Source organism: Pseudomonas sp. R4-34-07, assembly GCF_003852375.1.
GTDB lineage: Bacteria > Pseudomonadota > Gammaproteobacteria > Pseudomonadales > Pseudomonadaceae > Aquipseudomonas.
The window spans coordinates 3,722,858-3,745,691 of sequence record NZ_CP027760.1; the positions used below are offsets into that span (position 1 = coordinate 3,722,858).

The 22,834-nt window shown below is 62.2% G+C and carries 22 protein-coding genes; 15 read left to right on the plus strand and 7 right to left on the minus strand.

The genetic code is table 11. The features are described 5' to 3' along the window. The first annotated feature begins 67 nt into the window (after window positions 1–67). On the plus strand, window positions 68–1,435 hold the full coding sequence (locus C4J85_RS17105) for an NAD(P)-dependent oxidoreductase (RefSeq protein WP_124410292.1): 1,368 nt from the start codon (window positions 68–70) through the stop codon (window positions 1,433–1,435). After that, window positions 1,435–2,709 carry an NAD-dependent dihydropyrimidine dehydrogenase subunit PreA gene (gene preA / locus C4J85_RS17110; protein WP_124407615.1) on the plus strand — a complete coding sequence of 425 codons (1,275 nt, stop codon included), beginning with the start codon at window positions 1,435–1,437 and terminating at the stop codon, window positions 2,707–2,709. The genes C4J85_RS17105 and preA overlap by 1 nt, the downstream gene beginning before the upstream one ends. A 105-nt stretch (window positions 2,710–2,814) precedes the next feature. Here the strand turns inward: preA and C4J85_RS17115 are convergent, their stop codons facing one another. Further along, window positions 2,815–3,435, minus strand: coding sequence for a TetR/AcrR family transcriptional regulator (locus C4J85_RS17115; RefSeq protein WP_124407616.1), 621 nt, complete (start codon window positions 3,433–3,435; stop codon window positions 2,815–2,817). A 116-nt stretch (window positions 3,436–3,551) separates the two neighbouring features. On the opposite strand from C4J85_RS17115, the gene copC reads away from it, so the two are divergent. The 9 genes from copC to C4J85_RS17160 all read left to right on the plus strand — a co-directional run bounded on the left by copC (window position 3,552) and on the right by C4J85_RS17160 (window position 12,130). Next, on the plus strand, window positions 3,552–3,917 hold the full coding sequence (gene copC, locus C4J85_RS17120; protein WP_124410293.1) for a copper homeostasis periplasmic binding protein CopC: 366 nt from the start codon (window positions 3,552–3,554) through the stop codon (window positions 3,915–3,917). 3 nt (window positions 3,918–3,920) lie between these two features. Continuing rightward, window positions 3,921–4,778, plus strand: coding sequence for a copper homeostasis membrane protein CopD (copD, locus tag C4J85_RS17125; RefSeq protein ID WP_124410294.1), 858 nt, complete (start codon window positions 3,921–3,923; stop codon window positions 4,776–4,778). A gap of 274 nt (window positions 4,779–5,052) precedes the next feature. Beyond that, window positions 5,053–6,315: an OprD family porin gene (locus tag C4J85_RS17130; protein ID WP_124410295.1), complete on the plus strand. Its 1,263-nt coding sequence runs from the start codon at window positions 5,053–5,055 to the stop codon at window positions 6,313–6,315. A 226-nt stretch (window positions 6,316–6,541) separates the two neighbouring features. After that, window positions 6,542–7,357 carry an NAD(P)-dependent oxidoreductase gene (locus C4J85_RS17135; RefSeq protein ID WP_124363408.1) on the plus strand — a complete coding sequence of 272 codons (816 nt, stop codon included), beginning with the start codon at window positions 6,542–6,544 and terminating at the stop codon, window positions 7,355–7,357. Window positions 7,358–7,387: 30 nt separating this feature from the next. Then, complete coding sequence (locus C4J85_RS17140) at window positions 7,388–8,263, plus strand: SMP-30/gluconolactonase/LRE family protein (protein ID WP_124410296.1); 876 nt, start codon at window positions 7,388–7,390, stop codon at window positions 8,261–8,263. Between the two features lie 51 nt (window positions 8,264–8,314). Beyond that, window positions 8,315–9,277, plus strand: a complete 963-nt coding sequence (locus C4J85_RS17145) for a TRAP transporter substrate-binding protein (protein ID WP_124404625.1) — start codon at window positions 8,315–8,317, stop codon at window positions 9,275–9,277. Between the two features lie 74 nt (window positions 9,278–9,351). Further along, a complete protein-coding gene (locus C4J85_RS17150) occupies window positions 9,352–9,879 on the plus strand; it encodes a TRAP transporter small permease (protein WP_124363411.1) in 528 nt (175 codons plus the stop codon). Between the two features lies 1 nt (window position 9,880). Next, entirely contained in the window at window positions 9,881–11,161 is a 1,281-nt protein-coding gene (locus C4J85_RS17155) for a TRAP transporter large permease (protein WP_124410297.1), read from the plus strand. A gap of 63 nt (window positions 11,162–11,224) precedes the next feature. Continuing rightward, window positions 11,225–12,130 carry an aldose 1-epimerase gene (locus C4J85_RS17160; protein WP_124410298.1) on the plus strand — a complete coding sequence of 302 codons (906 nt, stop codon included), beginning with the start codon at window positions 11,225–11,227 and terminating at the stop codon, window positions 12,128–12,130. Between the two features lie 51 nt (window positions 12,131–12,181). Here the strand turns inward: C4J85_RS17160 and C4J85_RS17165 are convergent, their stop codons facing one another. From C4J85_RS17165 to C4J85_RS17185, 5 genes are all read right to left on the minus strand, one after another. Beyond that, a complete protein-coding gene (locus tag C4J85_RS17165) occupies window positions 12,182–13,327 on the minus strand; it encodes an HlyD family secretion protein (protein ID WP_124410299.1) in 1,146 nt (381 codons plus the stop codon). Continuing rightward, entirely contained in the window at window positions 13,324–14,970 is a 1,647-nt protein-coding gene (locus C4J85_RS17170) for an MFS transporter (protein ID WP_124410300.1), read from the minus strand. The genes C4J85_RS17165 and C4J85_RS17170 overlap by 4 nt, the downstream gene beginning before the upstream one ends. A gap of 109 nt (window positions 14,971–15,079) precedes the next feature. Beyond that, the gene (locus tag C4J85_RS17175) at window positions 15,080–15,883 is read right to left on the minus strand and encodes a sulfite exporter TauE/SafE family protein (RefSeq protein WP_124410301.1); all 804 of its coding nucleotides are present in this window, start codon (window positions 15,881–15,883) and stop codon (window positions 15,080–15,082) included. Beyond that, complete coding sequence (locus C4J85_RS17180) at window positions 15,884–17,128, minus strand: FAD/NAD(P)-binding oxidoreductase (RefSeq protein WP_124410302.1); 1,245 nt, start codon at window positions 17,126–17,128, stop codon at window positions 15,884–15,886. It abuts the gene before it with no gap. Window positions 17,129–17,179: 51 nt separating this feature from the next. Beyond that, window positions 17,180–17,515, minus strand: coding sequence for a helix-turn-helix transcriptional regulator (locus C4J85_RS17185; protein WP_005789341.1), 336 nt, complete (start codon window positions 17,513–17,515; stop codon window positions 17,180–17,182). A 94-nt stretch (window positions 17,516–17,609) separates the two neighbouring features. Here C4J85_RS17185 and C4J85_RS17190 point away from each other — a divergent pair, with 94 nt between their 5' ends. Further along, window positions 17,610–18,473: an MBL fold metallo-hydrolase gene (locus tag C4J85_RS17190; RefSeq protein WP_124410303.1), complete on the plus strand. Its 864-nt coding sequence runs from the start codon at window positions 17,610–17,612 to the stop codon at window positions 18,471–18,473. Between the two features lie 121 nt (window positions 18,474–18,594). Here the strand turns inward: C4J85_RS17190 and bkdR are convergent, their stop codons facing one another. After that, window positions 18,595–19,083: a Bkd operon transcriptional regulator BkdR gene (gene bkdR, locus C4J85_RS17195; RefSeq protein WP_122489983.1), complete on the minus strand. Its 489-nt coding sequence runs from the start codon at window positions 19,081–19,083 to the stop codon at window positions 18,595–18,597. A 194-nt stretch (window positions 19,084–19,277) separates the two neighbouring features. Here bkdR and C4J85_RS17200 point away from each other — a divergent pair, with 194 nt between their 5' ends. From C4J85_RS17200 to C4J85_RS17210, 3 genes are read left to right on the plus strand one after another with little or no spacing between them, the layout of a single operon-like run. Continuing rightward, a complete protein-coding gene (locus tag C4J85_RS17200) occupies window positions 19,278–20,513 on the plus strand; it encodes a 3-methyl-2-oxobutanoate dehydrogenase (2-methylpropanoyl-transferring) subunit alpha (protein WP_124367525.1) in 1,236 nt (411 codons plus the stop codon). A 1-nt stretch (window position 20,514) separates the two neighbouring features. Continuing rightward, the gene (locus tag C4J85_RS17205) at window positions 20,515–21,573 is read left to right on the plus strand and encodes an alpha-ketoacid dehydrogenase subunit beta (protein ID WP_124363420.1); all 1,059 of its coding nucleotides are present in this window, start codon (window positions 20,515–20,517) and stop codon (window positions 21,571–21,573) included. Continuing rightward, window positions 21,574–22,833, plus strand: a complete 1,260-nt coding sequence (locus C4J85_RS17210; protein WP_124410304.1) for a dihydrolipoamide acetyltransferase family protein — start codon at window positions 21,574–21,576, stop codon at window positions 22,831–22,833. Window position 22,834: the final 1 nt, after the last annotated feature.

The following is a 22,834-nucleotide window of genomic DNA, read 5'->3' on the forward strand; positions in this document are numbered from 1 at the left end:
TCCCACGCAGAGCATGGGAACGATCGCCCATCAGAGGCAGCACCTCAATAACCGTGAGGCCACCACCGTGATCCAGACCCTGACCCACCTCCCCCATCCCCATGACGACGGGCCCACCCTCGCCAGCCATTTCACCGACCTGGCGCCGCCCCTCAATGCCCGCCAGGCCCAGCTTGAAGCTTCGCGCTGCCTGTATTGCTACGACGCCCCGTGCGTGAACGCGTGCCCCAGCGAAATCGACATCCCCTCGTTCATCCGCAATATCCACACCGACAACGTCCAGGGCGCAGCGCAGAAAATCCTCTCGGCCAACATCCTCGGCGGCAGTTGCGCTCGAGTCTGTCCCACGGAAATCCTCTGCCAGCAAGCGTGCGTACGTAACAACGCCGAAGAATGTGCCCCGGTGCTGATCGGCCTGTTGCAACGCTATGCCATCGACAACGCGCATTTCAGCCAGCACCCGTTCCAACGCTCCGCGCCCACCGGCAAACGCATCGCGGTGGTCGGCGCCGGGCCGGCGGGCCTGGCGTGCTCCCACCGTGCGGCCCTGCACGGCCATGACGTGGTGGTCTTCGAAGCCCGGGAAAAAGCCGGCGGCTTGAATGAATACGGAATCGCCAAGTACAAACTGGTGGACGACTTCGCCCAGAAGGAACTGGATTTCCTCCTGCAGATCGGCGGCATCGAGATCCGTCATGGCCAGCGCCTGGGCGACAACCTCACCCTGAGCGAGTTGCACGCGCAATTTGACGCAGTGTTCCTCGGCCTCGGCCTGGCGGCCAGCAAACGCCTCGGCCTGCCCGACGAAGACGCCCCCGGCCTGCTCGCCGCCACCGACTACATCCGCGAACTGCGCCAGGCCGATGACCTCACCCAACTGCCGCTGGCCGACCGCTGCATCGTGCTCGGCGCCGGCAACACCGCCATCGACATGGCCGTGCAAATGGCGCGCCTCGGTGCGCGCGATGTGAACCTGGTGTACCGCCGTGGCCTGGATGACATGGGCGCGACCCACCATGAGCAAGACATCGCCAAGGCCAACCAGGTTCGCCTGCTGACCTGGGCCCAGCCGGAGCAGGTGCTGCTCGATGACCAAGGGCATGTACGCGGCATGCGCTTCGCTCGTACGCGCATGGAGAACGGTCGCCTGCACCCCACCTGTGAAACTTTCGAATTGGCCGCAGACGCCATCTTCAAGGCCATCGGCCAGGGTTTTGACAACGACGCGCTGCACGACCCGCTGGCTCAGCAGCTGCATCGCGTGGGCGAACGCATCTTCGTCGACGAACAACTGCGCACCAGCATTCCCGGGGTGTATGCCGGCGGCGACTGCGTCAGCCTCGGCCAGGACCTCACCGTGCAGGCGGTGCAACACGGCAAGCTGGCCGCCGAGGCCATGCACGCTCAACTCATGCTCAACGTGGAGGCCGCGTAATGGCTGATCTGTCGATTGTGTTCGCCGGCATCAAAGCGCCCAACCCGTTCTGGCTGGCCTCGGCACCGCCCACCGACAAGGCCTACAACGTGGTGCGCGCGTTCGAGGCCGGCTGGGGCGGCGTGGTGTGGAAGACCCTGGGTGAAGACCCGGCGGCGGTCAACGTGTCGTCGCGCTATTCGGCGCACTACGGGGCGAATCGCGAAGTGCTGGGCATCAATAATATCGAGCTGATCACCGACCGCTCCCTGGAGATCAACCTGCGCGAAATCACCCAGGTGAAAAAGGACTGGCCGGACCGCGCATTGATTGTGTCGCTGATGGTGCCCTGTGTTGAAGAATCCTGGAAAAACATCCTGCCGCAGGTGGAAGCCACAGGCTGCGACGGTATCGAGCTGAATTTCGGCTGCCCCCACGGCATGCCCGAACGCGGCATGGGCGCGGCGGTCGGCCAGGTGCCTGAGTACGTGGAGCAGGTGACGCGCTGGTGCAAGACGTACTGCTCGCTGCCGGTGATCGTCAAGCTCACGCCCAACATCACCGACATCCGCGTGGCCGCGCGAGCGGCCTATCGCGGCGGCGCGGATGCGGTGTCGTTGATCAACACCATCAACTCCATCACCAGCGTCGACCTGGAACGCATGGTCGCCCTGCCGATGGTCGGCACCCAGAGTACCCATGGCGGCTACTGCGGCTCGGCGGTCAAACCGATTGCGCTGAACATGGTCGCCGAAATCGCCCGCGACCCGCAGACCCAGGGCTTGCCGATCTGCGGTATCGGCGGCATCGGCAACTGGCGTGACGCCGCTGAATTCGTCGCCCTGGGCTGCGGTGCCGTGCAGGTGTGCACGGCGGCGATGCTGCATGGGTTCCGCATCGTTGAAGAAATGAAGGATGGCTTGTCGCGATGGATGGACAGCCAGGGTTACACCAGCTTGCAGGAATTTTCCGGGCGAGCGGTGGGCAACACCACGGACTGGAAGTACCTGGACATCAACTACCAGGTGATCGCCAAGATCGACCAGGCGGCGTGCATCGGCTGTGGGCGTTGCCATATCGCCTGTGAGGATACCTCGCACCAGGCCATCGCCAGCTTGAAGCAGGCGGATGGTACGCATAAATATGAGGTGATCGATGACGAGTGCGTGGGCTGCAACCTGTGCCAGATCACCTGTCCAGTGGCCGATTGCATCGAGATGGTGCCGGTCGAAACGGGCAAGCCGTTTTTGAATTGGACCCAGGATCCGAGGAATCCCTACAGGGAGGCTGTGTAAGTCCTTCAGACCGCTATCGGGAGCAAGCCCCCTCCCACATTGGAATGCATTCCAAATGTGGGAGGGGGCTTGCTCCCGATGGGGCCCTAAACCTCACCATACTATTCAGGGCTCCAGCCCAATCCCGCGCAATATCACCCCGGTCACCGTCTGTATCGCCCGCTCAAACTGCATATCCGACAACGGCTGGTGATCATTCAAAATGTTCACCTGATGATCGAAGTCGGCGTAATGCTGGGTCGATGCCCAGATCATGTACAGCAGGCTCGACGGCTCTACCGGCAGGATGCGTTTGTCTTGCACCCAATGGCGAATTTTCGCTTCCTTCATCTTGGCCCAGTCGTACAGGCTTTCATCCAGCGCCTCGCCCAGGGTGGGCGCACCGTGGATGATTTCATTGGCCCAGACTTTCGAGCCATACGGCCGTGTGCGCGAGCGCTGCATCTTGGCGCGAATGTAGCTGCTGAGCACCACCCGTGGATCATCGAAGGTCTCGAAGCTCAGGGCGTCCTGTTTCCACAGGTCCAGCAGGTCGAACAGCACCGCGCTGTACAGCTCGCTCTTGGTGGTGAAGTAGTAATGCAGGTTCGAGCGCGGCAGTTGTGCCTCTTTGGCGATGTCGGCCATGGCGGTGCTGCCATAGCCTTTTTCAGCGAAGACTTTCTCTGCGGCCAGCAGGATTTTCTCGACGTTGATCCGCCGAATTCCGATCTTGTGATTGCCCATAAGGGCTCCCTGACAACAACACGACCTAGAGACTACCATCCGCTCTAGATCGGGGCGACACGCCGAACCGAAACTTCGTACACTGCCCGCTTCTATCCTCTGATTGGTATTGAACAATGTTGATCAAGAAGTCCCTGACCATCGTCGCCCTGCTCGCCTCCTTGCTGGGCGCGTCTGCAGCCTTTGCCCACGCGCACCTGAAAAGCGCCACGCCAGCGGCAGACAGCAATGTTGCCGCACCGACAGACCTGCGCCTGACCTTCAGCGAAGGCGTCGAAGCGACGTTCACCAAGGTGTCCCTGAGCAAGGACGGCACGGAAATCGCGATCAAGGGCCTGGAAACCCCGGACACCGACAAAAAAACCCTGGTGGTCACCCCGGCCGCTCCGCTGGCGGCAGGTACTTACAAGGTCGAGTGGCACGCCGTGTCCGTCGACACCCACAAGAGCGGAGGCACTTACAGCTTCAAGGTTGGCCAATAATCCATGGCGACCCTGCTGGTGCTGTGCCGTTTTGTGCATTTCATCGTGGTGCTGCTGCTGTTCGGGGTCTGTGTGTTCAGGCCTCTGTTGCTCGGTACGGCTGCGCAACCGGCACTCGACCGGCACCTGCTGCGCTTGACCCGAGGCCTGGCCTGGCTGGGGCTGGGCTCCGGGGTCGCGTGGCTGTTGCTGATCACTGGGAGCATGGCCGGCGGGTGGGACGCCGCGCTGCAACCGGCCACGGTGATATTGGTGTTGAGCAGCACCTTTTTCGGGCAGGTCTGGGTCTGGCACCTGCTGCTCAACCTGTTGCTGGTGATCGTATTGACCAAGCCGTGGCCGGCCTTGCGCCTGCCGCTGATTGCGCTGGTGCTGGCGACCCTGGCTCCGGTGGGCCACGGCGCCATGCTCGATGGGCTCAGCGGGCGACTGTTGATCCTCAACCAGGTGGTGCACCTGGCGTGCGTCGGTGCCTGGCTGGGCGGCTTGCTGCTGCTGGTGTTGATCCTCAGACAGCCACAGCCGCTGACCCTGCAGCCGATCCTGCGGCGCTTCAGTGGCGTGGGTTATGGCCTGGTTGCCGGCCTGCTGGTGACCGGTTTGGTCAACGTGCGCGTGCTCACCGGGCAACTGTGGCCCACCCCGCCGTTTGAAGGATTTGCCTTGATTCTGCTGATCAAGGTGCTGCTGGTAGCAGGCATGTTGGTGCTGGCCTTGCTGAACCGATTGCGCGTGGGACAGTGTGAACAGCGGGTGGGCAGCTTGAAGGCCAGTGTCCTGTTGGAATGGCTATTGGGTATTGCAGCAGTGGCAGCGGTTTCCCTGCTAGGCACCCTGCCCCCAATGGTCATGGCCGGCTGAAACCCCGCCATTCTCATGATTGGTCACCCATCAAATGTGGGAGGGGGCTTGCTCCCGATGGCGGTGTGACAGTCAACTTATGTATAGCTGACCCACCGCTATCGGGAGCAAGCCCCCTCCCACATTTTGACCGTGTCCACATTTATCTAGGCTGAACAAGTCATCCTATAACTTCTGCTTGACACTCCTTTAAAACCCCGTAAATATCGCGCCCAGCGTTGTACGACAACGTATGACGAATAATAAAAACAACAAAAGAAAAGGGAGCCTCACTGTGAGTCAATTCGCCCGTCATTTGTCCTCGCGTCTCGGTTTGATCAGCCTCGGCAGCCTCGCATGTACCTTACCCCTCACGGCCCACGCCGATGGGTTTGTCGAAGATGCCAAGGCCACGCTCAACCTGCGCAACGCCTACTTCAACCGTAACTTCACCAACCCCGCCAATCCCCAGGGCAAGGCCGAAGAGTGGACGCAGAACTTCATTCTCGATGCCAGGTCCGGCTACACCCGTGGCACCGTGGGTTTCGGCATCGATGTCCTGGGCCTGTACTCGCAAAAGCTCGATGGCGGCAAAGGCACCGCTGGCACCCAATTGCTGCCGGTGCATGACGATGGGCGCCCCGCCGATAATTTCGGACGCCTGGGCGTGGCGTTGAAAACCAAGTTATCGAAGACAGAGTTGAAGGTCGGCGAATGGATGCCGGTGCTGCCGATCCTGCGCTCCGATGATGGCCGCTCCCTGCCCCAGACCTTCCGCGGCGGCCAGGTAACGTCCAACGAGATCGCCGGCCTGACGCTCTACGGCGGCCAGTTTCGCGGCAACAGTCCGCGCAACGACGCGAGCATGGAAGACATGTTCATGAACGGCAAAGCCGCATTCACCTCCGACCGGTTCAACTTCGGCGGCGGCGAATACACGTTCAATGACAAGCGCACCCAGGTCGGCCTGTGGTACGCCGAACTCACCGATATCTACCAGCAACAGTACCTCAACCTCACCCACAGCCAGCCGGTAGGTGACTGGACCCTGGGCGCCAACCTCGGCTTCTTCAATGGCAAGGAAGACGGCAGCGCCCTGGCCGGCGACCTCGATAACAAGACCGTGTTCGCCCTGCTGTCGGCCAAGTACAACGGCAACACCTTCTACGTGGGCCTGCAGAAACTCACCGGCGACAGTGTGTGGATGCGCGTCAACGGCACCAGCGGCGGCACGCTGGCCAACGACAGTTATAACTCCAGCTATGACAACGCCAAGGAAAAATCCTGGCAACTGCGCCATGACTTCAACTTCGTGGTGCTTGGCATTCCTGGCTTGACCATGATGAACCGCTACATCAGCGGCAGTAACGTGCACACCGGGGCAATCACCGACGGCAAGGAATGGGGCCGCGAATCGGAACTCGCCTACACCGTGCAGAGCGGCGCACTGAAGGACCTGAACGTCAGGTGGCGTAACTCGACCATGCGTCGGGATTTCAGCAATAACGAGTTCGATGAGAACCGGATCTTTGTCAGCTATCCAATCTCACTGCTTTAAAGGGTGGCGAAGTTCTCAAAACCACTGCAAAACCCATGTGGGAGGGGGCTTGCCCCCGATGGCGGTGTATCAGCCACCAAATGTACTGCTGACACACCGCCATCGGGAGCAAGCCCCCTCCCATATTTGAATCTCACTCGCCTGCAAGAACGTTGACAACCTGGGGATCCCTAACAATACTTCGACCTAGTCATACGACAACCTACAACAAAAAATTGGACTACCCATGACCACCACTACTCCCGTTCCTTTCAACCGCATCCTGCTCACCGGCGCCGCCGGCGGCCTGGGTAAAGTGTTGCGCGAGCGCATGCGCCCCTACGCCCAGGTGCTGCGCCTGTCAGACATCGCTGATATGGCCCCCGCCGCCGCCCATGAAGAAGTACAAACCTGCGATCTTTCCGACAAACAAGCCGTGCACCATCTGGTGGAAGGCGTCGATGCGATCCTGCACTTTGGCGGCGTGTCGGTGGAGCGCCCTTTCGAAGAAGTGCTCGGCGCCAATATCAGCGGCGTTTTCCACATCTACGAAGCCGCGCGCCGTCATGGTGTGAAGCGCGTGATCTTCGCCAGCTCCAACCATGTGATCGGCTTCTACCCACAGGACGAAAAGCTCGACGCCCACTCACCGCGCCGCCCGGACAGCTACTACGGCCTGTCCAAGTCCTATGGCGAAGACATGGCGAGTTTCTACTTCGACCGCTACGGCATAGAGACCGTGAGCATCCGTATCGGCTCCTCGTTCCCGGAACCGCAGAACCGCCGGATGATGCACACCTGGTTGAGCTTCGACGACCTGACCCAACTGCTCGAACGCGCGCTGTACACGCCGAACGTCGGCCATACCGTGGTCTATGGCATGTCGAATAACCAGGACACCTGGTGGGACAACCGCTACGCCGCGCACCTGGGTTTTGCGCCCAAGGACAGCTCCGAAGTGTTCCGCGCCCAGGTCGAGGCCCAGCCGCCGGTGGCTGACAACGACCCGGCCAAGCTCTATCAGGGCGGCGCGTTCTGCGCAGCAGGGCCGTTCGGTGACTGAGTTCACAGCAACCCAAGGGAATGAGTGGCCATGAGTGCAGAATTGATTGTCGACGCCCGCAACGCCGTGGGTGAATGCCCGGTGTGGGTGCCCGAGGAAAACGCCCTGTACTGGGTGGATATTCCCAACGGTCGCCTGCAGCGCTGGGACGCGACCACAGGCCAGGTGGCAGCCTGGCAGGCCCCGCAGGTGCTCGCCTGTATTGCTCGCACCGATAAAGGCAACTGGGTCGCCGGCATGCAGAGCGGTTTTTTCCAACTGACCCCGCACAGCGATGGCAGCCTCAAGACCACGCCGCTGGCCGGCGTCGAGCACCCGCGCGCGGATATGCGCCTGAACGACGGCCGCTGTGATCGCCAGGGCCGCTTCTGGGCTGGCAGCATGGTGCTGGACATGGGCTTGAACGCCGCCGAGGGCATTCTTTATCGCTACGCGTCAGGTGCGGCGCCCCACGCACAGCTGGACGGTTTCATCACTCTCAACGGCCTGGCGTTCAGCCCCGATGGCCGCACGATGTATGCCTCCGATTCTCATCCGTTGGTGCAGCAGATCTGGGCCTTCGACTACGACATCGAGACCGGCACGCCGTCCAACCGCCGCGTGTTCGTCGACATGCATCACCACCTCGGTCGGCCCGATGGCGCAGCGGTAGACGCCGACGGCTGCTACTGGATCTGCGCCAACGACGCCGGGTTGGTCCACCGCTTCACCCCGGACGGCCGCCTCGACCAGTCGCTGCCCGTCCCGGTAAAAAAACCCACCATGTGCGCCTTTGGCGGCAGTCGCCTGGACACCCTGTACGTCACCTCCATCCGTGACGACGCGAGTGAACAATCGCTGTCCGGCGGCGTGTTCGCCCTCAACCCTGGCGTGCAGGGATTGCCCGAACCCAGCTTCATCCTCTAGCTGCATCGCTGTGCCTTGAATACAACAATAACAAGACAGGAATGACCCCTCATGGACTTCAAACGCACCTTGCTCGCCGCCACACTCGTCGCCCTCAGCAGCGCCGCTCACGCGCTGGAAATCAAGTTCGCCGACATCCACCCCGCCGGCTACCCCACCGTTGTCGCCGAAGAAAACATGGGCAAAGCCCTGACCAAGGAAAGTAACGGCGAACTGACCTTCAAGTACTTCCCGGGCGGCGTGCTGGGCTCGGAAAAGGAAGTGGTCGAACAGGCCCAGGTCGGTGCCGTGCAGATGACCCGCGTCAGCCTCGGCATCGTCGGCCCGGTGGTACCGGACGTCAACGTGTTCAACCTGCCCTTCGTGTTCCGTGACCAGGCGCACATGCGCAAGGTCATCGACGGCGAGATTGGTGACGAGATCCTGGCCAAGATCACCGATTCCGAGTTCGGCCTGGTCGCCCTGGCCTGGATGGACGGCGGCACGCGCAATCTCTACACCAAAAAACCGGTACGCAAGATCGAAGACCTCAAGGGCATGAAAATTCGCGTCCAGGGCAACCCGCTGTTCATCGACGCCTTCAATGCGATGGGCGCCAACGGCATCGCCATGGACACCGGCGAGATCTTCAGCGCATTGCAGACCGGCGTGATCGACGGCGCGGAAAACAACCCGCCGACGCTGCTCGAGCACAACCATTTCCAGAACGCCAAGTACTACACCCTCACCGAGCATTTGATTTTGCCCGAGCCCATCGTGATGTCGAAGATCACCTGGAACAAGCTCAGCCCCGCGCAGCAGGACATGGTCAAGAAAGCCGCCAAGGCCGCCCAGGCTGACGAGCGGGTGCTGTGGGATGCCAAGTCCGCCAGCAGTGAGGAAAAACTCAAGAAGGCCGGGGTCGAGTTCATCACCGTCGACAAGAAACCCTTCTATGACGCCACCGCACAGGTTCGCGCCAAGTACGGCGCGCCTTACGCCGACATCATCAAGCGTATCGACGCCGTTCAATAACGCCCTCCTTCCTGACAAGGCCCGGCGCGGCCCGCTGCTCATGCAGGGGGCCGCGCCCGGTTACGGTGAACGCCATGAAGAATCTACTGCTGCGCATCAACGACCGCATCTACATGACCTGCATCTGGGTCGCCGGCCTTTCGGTGCTCGGGGTCGCACTGATCATTCCCTGGGGCATTTTTGCCCGCTATATCCTCGGCACCGGCTCAAGCTGGCCGGAGCCCACCGCCATCCTGCTGATGCTGGTGTTTACCTTTATCGGCGCGGCCGCCAGCTACCGCGCCGGTGCGCATATGTCGGTGGCCATGGTCACCGACCGCCTGCCGACCGCCCAACGCCGCGTCGTCGGCATTGTTTCGCAACTGCTCATGGGCACCATCTGTCTGTTCATGACGATCTGGGGCACCAAGTTGTGCCTGTCCACCTGGAACCAATTCATGAGCGCCATCCCGACGCTGCGGGTCGGCATCACCTACATGCCGATTCCGATTGGCGGCTTGCTGACCTTGATATTCGTGGTGGAAAAACTGCTGCTGGGCGACCAGAGCAACCGGCGCGTGGTGCGCTTCGACCTGGTTGAAGAAAGCGAAGGGGCCGCCTGATATGGACGCGTTTATTCTGTTGGGCAGCTTTATCGCCTTGATCCTGATCGGCATGCCGGTGGCCTATGCCCTGGGCTTGTCGGCGCTGATCGGCGCATGGTGGATCGACATTCCGTTCCAGGCCCTGATGATTCAGGTGGCGGGCGGGGTCAACAAGTTTTCGCTGATGGCGATTCCGTTCTTCGTACTGGCCGGCGCGATCATGGCCGAGGGCGGCATGTCGCGGCGGCTGGTGGCGTTTGCCGGGGTGCTGGTGGGCTTCGTGCGCGGCGGGCTGTCGCTGGTCAACATCATGGCCTCGACGTTTTTCGGCGCGATCTCCGGCTCGTCCGTGGCCGACACCGCGTCGGTCGGTTCGGTGCTGATTCCGGAGATGGAACGCCGTGGTTATCCGCGCGAGTTTGCCACTGCGGTGACGGTCAGCGGCTCGGTGCAGGCGCTGCTGACGCCGCCCAGTCATAACTCGGTGCTCTACTCCCTGGCGGCAGGCGGCACCGTTTCGATCGCCTCGCTGTTCATGGCCGGTGTGGTGCCAGGCCTGTTGATGAGCGCGTGCCTGATGGTGCTGTGCCTGATCTTCGCGAGAAAGCGCGATTACCCCAAAGGCGAAGTCATCCTCTTGAAGCAGGCGCTGAAGATCGCCGCCGACGCGCTCTGGGGCCTGATGGCCATGGTGATCATCCTCGGCGGCATCCTGTCGGGTATCTTCACCGCCACCGAGTCGGCCGCGATTGCAGTGCTGTGGGCGTTCTTCGTGACCATGTTCATCTACCGCGACTACAAATGGAGTGAGCTGCCCAAGCTGATGCACCGCACGGTGCGCACCATTTCCATCGTGATGATCCTGATCGCCTTCGCCGCCAGCTTCGGCTACATCATGACCCTGATGCAGATCCCGGCGAAGATCACCACGCTGTTCCTGACCCTGTCGGACAACCGCTACGTGATCCTGATGTGCATCAACGTGATGCTGCTGTTGCTCGGCACGGTGATGGACATGGCGCCGCTGATCCTGATCCTCACGCCGATCCTGTTGCCGGTGATCCTCGGCATCGGCGTCGACCCGGTGCACTTCGGCATGATCATGCTGGTGAACCTGGGGATCGGCCTGATCACCCCGCCGGTGGGCGCGGTGCTGTTCGTAGGCGCGGCGGTAGGCAAGGTCAGCATCGAGAAGACCGTGAAGGCGCTGCTGCCGTTTTATGCGGTGCTGTTCCTGGTGCTGATAGCGGTGACCTACATTCCGGCATTGTCGTTGTGGTTGCCGAGCGTGGTGCTGTAGCGGACGCAGAGCGTCCAGGGCGGCGTTTCCACGCGGAGCGTGGGAACGATCAAAAGGGTGAAGATGATAGAACTTGAAGATAACCTGACCCACCTCACCTTGAACTCGACCGTGGGAGGCAGCATCGTCAACTGGACGGTGCGCTCCACCGGGCAGCCGCTGTTGCGCCATAGCGATGAACAGGCAATCAACACCGGCCTGCCGGGCAAATTGGGCTGTTACCCATTGGCTCCCTGGTCCAACCGGATTGCCGAAGGCGGGTTCGACACTCCCAGTGGCTGGCTCACACTGGCTCCGAACAGCCTCACCGATCCCCTGCCGATTCACGGTTCGGCCTGGCAGCAAGCGTGGCAGGTGGTCAGCCAGTCGGCGGATGAGGTGCTGCTGCAAGTGCTCTGTGACACGCCGTTCGCCTATCGCGCCGAGCAGCGCATCCGCTTGAGCGGTGGGGTGCTGAGGATCGAGTTGCGGGTCACGCATCTGGCCGAAACAGCCGCATGGCATGGCGTAGGCTTGCACCCGTACTTCCCGCGTCGGCCGGGTACGCGGTTGCAGGCCAAGGCGGCGCAGGTGTGGATGAGTGACGCGGCCAAGCTGCCGACGGGGTTGGCGCCGGTGCCGCAGGAGTGGGATTTCCGGCAACCCCAAACGCTGCCGGAAGGCCTGGTGGACAATGGATTCTGCGAGTGGGATGGGTACTGCTTGATCGAACAACCGGAGCTTGGATATACCCTCGAATGCCAGGCCACCGGCGCCGATTACTTCCTGCTGTACTGCCCGCCGGGGCTGGGGTTTTTCTGCATCGAACCGGTAAGCCATCCGGTCAATGCCCATCACTTGCCGGGCAGGCCGGGCTTGAAACTGCTGGAGCAAGGCCAGTCAACCCAACTCAATTTCAACCTGAAATACAGTCCAAATGTGGGAGGGGGCTTGCCCCCGATAGCGGTCGATCAGTTAAAAAATTGCTGACTGATACACCGCAATCGGGGGCAAGCCCCCTCCCACATTGACCGAGTACCTTCAGGGCGGGCTGTTTTTAAGCCGCCCCGCCGTGTCGATACTCACCACCACCGACAATCCCGGCCGCAACCGCTCACTCTCGGCCTGGTCGGGGTCGACCGTGATCCGCACCGGCACGCGCTGGGCGATTTTCACGAAGTTGCCGGTGGCGTTGTCCGCCTGCAACAGGCTGAACTCCGACCCGGTCGCCGGGGAAATATGCTGCACCGTGCCGTGAAACTTGCGGTGGTTCAACGCGTCCACGGTGAAGGTCACCGGCTGGCCGACCTGCACATTGTCCATCTGGGTTTCTTTCATATTGGCGATCACCCACAACTGCTTGGGCACCAGCGCCATCAATTGCGCGCCGGAGTTGACGTATGCCCCCAGGCGCACGCCAATCTGCCCCAGTTGCCCATCCCGTGGCGCGGTGATGCGGGTGTTGGACAGATCGATCCGCGCCAATTCCACCGCCGCCTCCGCGCTGGCCACTGCCGCTTCCAGGGAGCCGCGATTGACGATCACCGTTTGCAGGTCCTGCCGGGCGATTTCCAGGCTGGCCTGGGCCTGGGCCACGGCAGCGATAGTCTGGGCATTGGCGGCACGGGTCACGTCCAGTTCGCGCCTGGACACCGAGCCGTCGCTGATCAATTCCTCGTTGCGGCGCAAGTCTGCGGTGCTTTTGCGCGCCTGGGCCTGGCTGTCGACCAGCGCGGCCTGGCGCAATTTGATGGTCGCTTCGGCGCTGTTGCGTTGCTGCACCACATTGGCCAACGACGCTTTCTGCACCGCCAGTTGCGCCAGGGCCTGGTCCAGGCGTTGCTTGTAGATACGGTCGTCGAGGCGCACCAGCAGGTCGCCCGCTTTCACATACTGAAAGTCCTGCACCGGCACTTCGAATACATAGCCGCTGAGCTGTGGGCCGATAATCGTCACCTGCCCGCGCACCAAGGCATTCTCAGTGGTTTCCACCGCGCTGCTGAACGGCGGCAGTTGCCAGGCATACAGCACGATCAGCACGCCGACGATGGCAATCGCGGCAAAGCCCAGGGACGAAAGGATGCGCACCCGCAACGAGCGCGGTTCGGTCACCGCAGCGCCCGGCGGCGCGGTGCCCTCGGGGGTGGAGGCGATCGCATTGGTAGTGGTGGTCGTGGGTTCGGTCATGAAGAGGCGCCGACAGGTTGAACGGAAGGGGTTGCTGCTTTGGTGGTGCTCATCAGCCACAGGCTGCGGATAAAGATCCAGATCATGGTCAGGATCGCGATGATCGCGATCAGCATGAACACATCGTTGTAAGCCATCACGTTCGCCTCACGGGTGGCCGCCGTGGCCAGGCTGCGGATGCCCATGAGGTTGCGCAACTCCGGGTCGGCGACGATACCGCCATAAGCCGAGCCACCACTTTGCACCCGCGCCGCGACACGGGGGTCAAGCAGGGTCAGGTGCTCGGTGATCAGGCTTGAATGATATTTCTCGCGCACGATCTGGAAGGTGCCGAGCAACGCCGCGCCGATCAGGCCGCCGAGGTTCTGGCAAATCCCGAACATCACCGAAAAACTCACCAGGTTGCGCGGGTTGGTCAACACGTTCTTGGTGCCCAGCACCATGGTCGGCCCGAGAAAGAAGGTACCGCCAAAGCCTAGCAGGAACTGGCTGATATACAGGTTCTGCGGCCGTGTCAGGTTGCTGGAAAAACTGTCCATCACCGACCCGGTCGCCATCAGCGCCAGGGAAATCACCAGCGGCATCAACAAGTGCGCCGGGTTGATCGTCAAGGCGCTGACTACCAGCCCGGCAATCGCCCCGGCCAGCATCACCACGTACAGCGTATGCATCTGCTGGTAACTCATGTTGAGCATCTGCATGAAACCTACCGCGCCGGTGGATTGTTCGGACAGCACCATGCGAATCAGGATCACCGCCAATGCCAGGCGAATCATGGTGCCGCTGCCCAGCCAGCGGGTCATCAGCAGCGGGTTGGCGCGGTTATGCTCAATGGCCAGCCCGGCCATGATCAGCACCAGCGAACAGGCCGAGGCGACGCCGATCCACGGCGCTTCCAGCCACCAGTCGATGCGGCCCAGGGACAACACCGCGCAGAGCAGGGCGACGCCGGTGGCCAGGATCGCGAAGGTGAGGAAATCGAGTTTTTCAAAGGTCTTGAAGCGGTCGCCGGGCGGCAGCTTGAGCAGGAACACACAGCCCAGGCAGATCAACGCCAGGCCCAGCTCGAACAGGTACAAGCCACGCCATTCGGCGATTTGCAGCAAATCCTCGGAGAACAGCCGCGCCAGGGGCAACGCCAACTGCGCGGTGCCCAGCCCCAACACCAGGGCTTTCAAGCGCCACTTGGCTGGAAACGCCTGGATCATGTAGTACAAGCCCAACGAACTCAGCGCCGCCCCCACCATGCCGTGGGCCGCGCGTACGGCGATGGCCGAATTGAGATCGTTGACGAACAAATGGCCGAAGGTCACCAGCGCATACAGCACCAGGAACACTTCGGTAAACGCGCGCAGGCCGAACTGCTGGCGAAACTTCACCAGCAGCAGGTTCATGCACACGTTGGTCATCACATAGGCGGCGGGCAACCAGGCCATTTCCGCCGTGGTCGCGCCCAGGGCGCCTTGCAGGTATTGCAGATTGGCGATGACCAGCGCGTTGCCCAACCCGCCGGTGATTGCCACCAGTACGCCGACCAGCGCAAACAGCCAGCGCTTGTGAGTGGGGTGCAACGGCGTCGACGGCGAGCCGGGCAGGCTCGGCCGCTCGTGGGGTTGCCAGGCGTGTGGGGTGTATTTATCCATTCGGTGACCTTGATGAACCGACGCGCAAGGCCGGTGAAGCCATGACTCAGAGAACAGTAAACCTGAGCGGGGTTCATTTTGTCACTTTTGAGCGCATAACTGAGGGTCCCTAAAAAGCCTTGAGCAGCATGCCTGCGGCCACAACCACACACAGACTGGCGAAGCCCACCTGCAGCGCACGCGCAGGCATCACCGAGCACAAGCGGCGCCCGGCCAACATGCCGACGATACTCGCGCCGATAAAGGCCCAGCCCACCGGCTCGATGCTCACCCCGGCGTGAAAGGCCCCGACCACGCCGATCAACGACAGCAGGCTGACGACCATCAACGAGGTGGCGACAATCCCGCGCATCTGCACATCGGTGAGTTGCTTGAACGCCGGCACGATCAGGAAGCCGCCGCCCACACCGAGCAGCCCCGACACGGCGCCCGTCACCGCACCCAGCGCCGCCAGGGTCGCGCTGCACTTGGCGGTCCAGGCCAGGCGGCCGGTCTGCTGGTTGAGCATGCAATTCTTCTGGCCCCAGGAGGCGGCGCCATGGTCGCTCGGCCCGGCCTCGACCTTTTCGCGCCGCAACATGCGCCAGGCCACCAGCACCATCAATGCGCTGAACAGGCCCATCAGCACCGGCTCCGACAGGTGATGGGCGACGAACACCCCCAGCGGCGAAAACAGCGCGCCCAGCAACGCGATCAATAAGGCCGCGCGGTAACGCACCAGGCCGTGGCGCAGGCCGTCAATCGCGCCCACCGCCGCCGCGGCGCCCACCGCGAGCAATGACACCGGCGCGGCCTGGGTCATGGTCAGTCCCAACCCCAGCACTAATGCCGGCACCCCGAGGATGCCGCCGCCCGCACCGGTCAGGCCCATGACCAGGCCCATCAATACACCCAACACACTCGCCAGCAGCATTCAGTCCACCTTGCTCAGGCGGGTCAGCCACTCGCGGCCCTTGAGCATGCCGTTCCAGTAGAACCACGGCAGCAGCGTGGCCTTGAGGAACCACATCGAGCGGCGTGCCCGGGTCGGGTCGAGAGGAAAAGTCGGCAGCAGCTTGCCGCCATAACCGAACTCGGCCAGCACCACCTTGCCCTTCTCCACCGTCAACGGGCAGGAGCCATAACCGTCGTACTTGAGCGGCAGCGGCGCCTGTTTGCGCAGGGCCAGCAGGTTCTCGGCAACCACCACGATTTGCTTGCGCACCGCCGCAGCGGTCTTGGCGTTGGTGGTGCCGCACACATCGCCGAGGCCGAAGATATGCGGGTAACGCAGGTGTTGCAGGCTGTGGGGATGCACTTCGCACCAGCCGCCGGCGTCGGCCAGCGGGCTCTGGCGGATAAAATCCGGGGAGACTTGCGGCGGTACCACATGCAGCAGGTCGAAGGCTTTTTCGACAACACTGACGTTGCCTTCGGCGTCCTTTACTTCAAACCAGGCCTTGCGTGCCGGGCCATCGACCTTGATCAGATTGGCATTGAACGCCAGGCGTGCGTTGTATTTCTCGACGTATTTCATCAACGGCGGCACGAAGGCCGGCACGCCGAACAGCGCGGCACCGGCCAGGTTGAATTCCACCTCGATGTTTTTCAGGACGCCCTGCCTGAGCCAATGATCGCAGGACAGGTACATGGCCTTCTGCGGGGCACCGGCGCATTTGATCGGCATGGCCGGCTGGGTGAAGAGCGCCTTGCCACCCTTGAGTTGCTGCACCAGTTGCCAGGTGTAGGCGGCGTGCTCGTAACTGTAGTTGGAGGTGACGCCATGGCGGCCGAGGGTATCTTGCAGGCCTTCGATCTTTTCCCAGGCCAGGCGCAGGCCGGGGCAGACGATCAAGTGGCGCCAGCTGACGCGCTGGCCGTTGTCGAGCACCAGGCTCTGCTCGTCAGGCTGCAACTGGCTGACCGCGGCCTGGATCCAGGTGACGCCGTTGGGCAGTACGTCGGCCAGCGGGCGCCGGGTCTTTTGCAGGTTATAGGCGCCGCCGCCGACCAGGGTCCAGGCGGGCTGATAGCAATGGAAATCGTTGGGTTCGATCAGGGTGATGTTCAGGTGCGGGTCGCGCTTGAGCAGGCTGGCCAGCAGGCCGATGCCTGCCGAGCCGCCGCCGATGACTACGATATCGCCACTGATGGTAGGTCCCCAGTGTTGTTCGGTCATTGTCTACTGCCTTTTTGAGTCAGTGCACACAAGGGTCGCTGCCGGATGGCGTCACGCCCAGCTTTTTATGACCGCGCCGCAGTACAGGCCGGACAGGGTCTTCATCACTTGAATCACTTCGTGGCTGGCCAATCCGTAGAAAATGTATTTGCCTTCCCGACGGGTGGCAACCAACCCTTCGTCCCGCAGGATGCCCAACTGTTGTGACAGCGTAGGCTGACGTACGCCGGTCAGCGCTTCCAGCTCGCCGACGTTGCGCTCGCCTTGGGTCAGCTGGCAGAGGATCAACAAGCGGTCTTCGTTGGCCAGCGCCTTGAGCAAGGAACAGGCTTTGGACGCCGATGCACGCAACTGGGCGACTTCGCCCTCACTCAACGTAGATTCCATTTGCCTCGGCTCCTTTATCTCACTTAAGCTCAAAACATTATGTGTAAACGTAAACTGATTGTAACCACTTTTTTCCGCATCGGGGACAGCCGCCATGCCAGCGTTGATTCAAGCCTTTCTGGACGAGGCATCGTCGACCTATACCTACGTCGTCTATGAAGCGGACGGTGGTGCCTGCGCCATCGTCGACTCGGTGCTCAACTACGACCCGGCATCCGGGCGCACCGAGACCACGCAGGCCGACCAGGTGATTGCCTTTGTCCAAGCGCATGGCCTCAACGTGCAATGGCTGCTGGAAACCCATGCCCATGCCGACCACCTGTCCGCCGCGCCTTACCTGCGACGCGCCCTGGGCGGCAAGATTGCCATCGGCCAGTCCATCAGCCAGGTGCAGGGCGTGTTCAAGCACCTGTTCAACCTGGAACCGGAGTTTCGCGTGGATGGCTCGCAGTTCGACCACTTGTTTGCGCCGGATGAGATCTTTCACATTGGCGGCCTGCAGGCCCAGGCGCTGCATGTGCCCGGCCATACCCCGGCAGATATGGCTTACCTGATCGACGGTCGCTTGATCCTGGTGGGCGACACCCTGTTCATGCCCGACGTCGGCACCGCGCGCTGCGACTTCCCCGGCGGCGATGCGCGCCAGTTGTACGCATCGATGCGCAAGTTGCTGGCCTTCCCTTCGGATACCAAATTGTATGTGTGCCACGACTACCCACCCGAGGGCCGTGAGGCCAAGTGCCTGAGCACGGTGGCGGAACAACGGGCGGGGAATATCCATGTGCATGACGGGGTGGATGAAGCGGCATTTGTAGCGATGCGCACCGCCCGTGATGCCGGGCTGGGGATGCCGACGCTGTTGTTGCCGGCGATCCAGGTGAATGTGCGGGCGGGGAATATGCCGCCGGCGGAAGAAAACGGCGTGACCTATCTGAAGATTCCCCTCAACCAACTTTAGGAACACAGAACCAAATGTGGGAGGGGGCTTGCTCCCGATAGCGGTGGGTCAGCTACAGATAAGTTGACTGTCACACCGCCATCGGGAGCAAGCCCCCTCCCACATTTTGTTCCGTGTTGAGTCAGGTACCTAGGCTGATGCCGTTGGCTGGCAGTGGCAGTGCGGTTTTGTAGCGCACTTGTTTCAAGGCAAAGCTGGAACGGATGTTCGCTACTCCCGGCACCTTGGTCAGAAAGTCCATCATGAAGCGCTCCAGGGCCTGGATCGTCGGCACCAGCACCCGGATCAGATAATCCGGGTCGCCGGCCATCAGGTAACACTCCATCACTTCGGGCCGGTCGGAGATCGCCCCTTCGAACTGCTGCAACGCCAGTTCATTCTGCTTTTCCAGGCTCACATGGATGAACACATTGACATGCAATCCCAGCAGGTCGGCGTCCAGCAGCGTGACCTGCTCGCGAATCAGGCCCAACTCCTCCATCGCCTTCACCCGGTTGAAGCACGGCGTGGGCGACAGGTTGACCGAGCGGGCCAGGTCGGCGTTGGTGATGCGCGCGTTCTCCTGCAGGGCGTTGAGAATGCCGATATCGGTACGGTCCAGTTTGCGCATGAGACAAAATCACCTGTTTATTATGTTTATGCAGATTTTTTATCCGCAAATGATCTTGAGCGCAACGAAACACAGATAAATATTCTTCTACGCCACGCCTATGATTGTTGTAGGACAAGATTTCTTCTACCCGAAGACTGACTGTCAGCTAGCGCGCCCACTACAAGAAATTCACAAGATCGAGCGTAGAAGCCATGACCCAGCCGTACGAACCGCTGCGCCTGCACGTCCCTGAACCCTCGGGCCGTCCAGGCTGCAAGACCGACTTCACCTACCTGCGCCTGACCGACGCCGGCCTGGTGCGCAAACCCGCCATCGACGTAGAGCCGGCCGACACCGCCGACCTGGCCAAGGGCCTGATCCGCGTGCTCGACGACCAGGGCCAGGCCTTGGGCCCGTGGGCCGAGGGTGTCAGCGCCGACATCATGCGCAAAGGCATGCGCGCGATGCTCAAGACGCGCATCTTCGACAACCGCATGGTGGTCGCCCAGCGCCAGAAAAAAATGTCGTTCTACATGCAGAGCCTAGGCGAAGAAGCCATTGGCAGCGCCCAGGCCCTGGCCTTGAACATCGACGACATGTGCTTCCCCACCTACCGCCAGCAAAGCATTCTGATGGCCCGCGACGTGCCGCTGGTCGACCTGATCTGCCAACTGCTGTCCAACGAGCGCGACCCGCTCAAGGGCCGCCAGTTGCCGATCATGTACTCGGTCAGGGACGCCGGCTTCTTCACCATTTCCGGCAACCTCGCCACCCAGTTCGTACAGGGCGTGGGCTGGGGCATGGCCTCGGCGATCAAGGGCGATACCAAGATCGCCTCGGCCTGGATCGGCGACGGCGCCACCGCAGAATCGGACTTCCACACCGCCCTCACCTTCGCCCACGTCTACCGCGCCCCGGTGATCCTCAACGTGGTGAATAACCAATGGGCCATCTCGACCTTTCAGGCCATCGCCGGTGGTGAAGCCACTACCTTCGCCGGACGCGGCGTGGGTTGCGGCATCGCTTCCCTGCGGGTCGACGGCAACGACTTTATCGCGGTGTACGCCGCGTCTGCCTGGGCCGCCGAGCGTGCGCGCCGTAACCTGGGGCCGAGCCTGATCGAGTGGGTCACTTACCGTGCCGGCCCGCACTCGACCTCGGATGATCCGTCCAAGTACCGCCCCGCCGATGACTGGAGCCACTTCCCCCTGGGCGACCCGATTGCCCGTCTCAAGCAGCACCTGATCCGGATTGGCCAGTGGTCCGAAGAGGAGCACGCGGCAGTCAGCGCCGAACTTGAAGCCGAAGTCATTGCCGCGCAAAAACAGGCCGAACAGTACGGCACCCTCGCCGGCGGCCAGATTCCAAGCGCCGCGACCATGTTCGAAGACGTTTATAAAGAGATGCCGGAGCACTTGAAGCGCCAGCGTCAAGAGCTGGGGGTCTGACATGAACGATCACAACAACAGCATCGAACTGGAAACCGCCATGACCACCACCACCATGACCATGATCCAGGCCCTGCGCTCGGCCATGGATGTGATGCTTGAACGTGACGACAACGTGGTGGTGTTCGGCCAGGACGTCGGTTACTTCGGCGGCGTGTTCCGTTGCACCGAAGGCCTGCAGACCAAGTACGGCAGCTCACGGGTATTCGACGCGCCGATTTCCGAAAGCGGCATCATCGGCGTGGCGGTGGGCATGGGCGCCTACGGCCTGCGCCCGGTCGCGGAAATCCAGTTCGCCGACTACGTCTACCCCGCCACCGACCAGATCATCTCCGAAGCTGCGCGTCTGCGTTATCGCTCGGCCGGCCAGTTCACCGCGCCCTTGACCATGCGCATGCCGTGCGGCGGCGGCATCTACGGCGGCCAGACCCACAGCCAGAGTATCGAAGCGGTGTTCACCCAGGTCTGCGGCCTGCGCACGGTGATGCCGTCCAACCCTTACGACGCCAAGGGCCTGCTGATCGCCTCCATCGAAAACGATGACCCGGTGATCTTCCTTGAACCCAAGCGCCTGTATAACGGCCCGTTCGATGGCCACCACGACCGCCCGGTGACGCCGTGGTCGAAACACCCGCAAGCGCAAGTGCCGGACGGTTACTACACCGTGCCGCTGGACGTGGCCGCCATCGTGCGTCCGGGTTCGGCCGTGACCGTGCTGACCTACGGCACCACCGTGTACGTGTCGCAAGTCGCCGCCGAAGAAACCGGCATCGACGCCGAAGTCATCGACCTGCGCAGCCTGTGGCCGCTGGACCTGGAAACCATCGTCAACTCGGTGAAAAAGACCGGCCGTTGCGTCGTGGTGCACGAAGCCACGCGCACCTGCGGATTTGGCGCCGAGCTGGTGGCGCTGGTGCAGGAACATTGCTTCCACCACCTGGAAGCGCCGATCGAGCGCGTCACCGGCTGGGACACCCCCTACCCGCACGCGCAGGAGTGGGCGTATTTCCCAGGCCCGTCCCGAGTGGGCGCGGCGTTGAAACGGGTCATGGAGGTCTGAATGGGCACGCACGTAATCAAGATGCCGGACATTGGCGAAGGCATCGCGGAAGTTGAACTGTCGCAGTGGCATGTCAAGGTCGGCGACATGGTCGTCGAAGACCAGGTGCTGGCGGATGTGATGACCGACAAGGCGATGGTGGATATTCCCTCGCCGGTCCACGGCAAGGTGATTTCCCTCGGCGGCGAGCCAGGTGAAGTCATGGCGGTGGGCAGTATTTTGATCAGCATTGAAGTGGAAGGCGCGGGTAACGCCAAGGAAGCGCCAGCCGTGGCCGCACCGGTAGAAAAAGCCGCGCCGGTGGTGGAGAGCAAACCGGCACCGGTTGAAGCCAAGCCCGCGCCTGTCGCCACCAAACCTCAAGCCCCCGTGGCCCGCGATGCGGCTGACCGCCCGCTGGCTTCTCCCGCCGTGCGCAAGCGTGCGCTGGATGCGGGTATTGCGTTGCGCCTGGTACAGGGCACAGGCCCGGCCGGGCGGATCCTGCATGAAGACCTCGACGCCTACCTTCAGCAAGGCACGAGCAACACCGCGACAGCGGCCAACCCCTACGCCGAACGCAACGACGAGCACCAGATTCCGGTGATCGGCATGCGCCGCAAGATCGCCCAGCGCATGCAGGACGCCACCCGCCGCGCTGCGCATTTCAGCTATGTGGAAGAAATCGACGTCACGGCGCTGGACGAGCTGCGCGTGCACCTCAATGAAAAACACGGCGCCACCCGCGGCAAGCTGACCCTGTTGCCGTTCATCGTGCGCGCCATGGTGGTGGCACTGCGCGATTTCCCCCAGATCAACGCGCGCTACGACGACGAAGCCCAGGTCATCACCCGCCTCGGTGCGGTGCATGTGGGCGTCGCCACCCAGAGCGACGTTGGCCTGATGGTGCCGGTGGTGCGCCACGCCGAAGCCCGCAGCCTGTGGGGCAATGCCGAAGAAATCGCACGCTTGGCCACGGCTGCGCGCACTGGCAAGGCCAGCCGCGACGAGCTGTCGGGCTCGACTATCACCCTGACCAGCCTCGGCGCGCTGGGCGGGATTGTCAGCACGCCGGTACTGAACCTGCCGGAAGTCGCCATCGTCGGCGTCAACCGCATCGTCGAGCGGCCCATGGTGGTCAAGGGCCAGATCGTGGTGCGCAAGATGATGAACCTCTCCAGCTCGTTCGATCACCGCGTGGTCGATGGCATGGACGCGGCGCAATTCATCCAGGCCATTCGGGGCCTGCTCGAACAACCCGCCAGCCTGTTCCTGGAGTAAG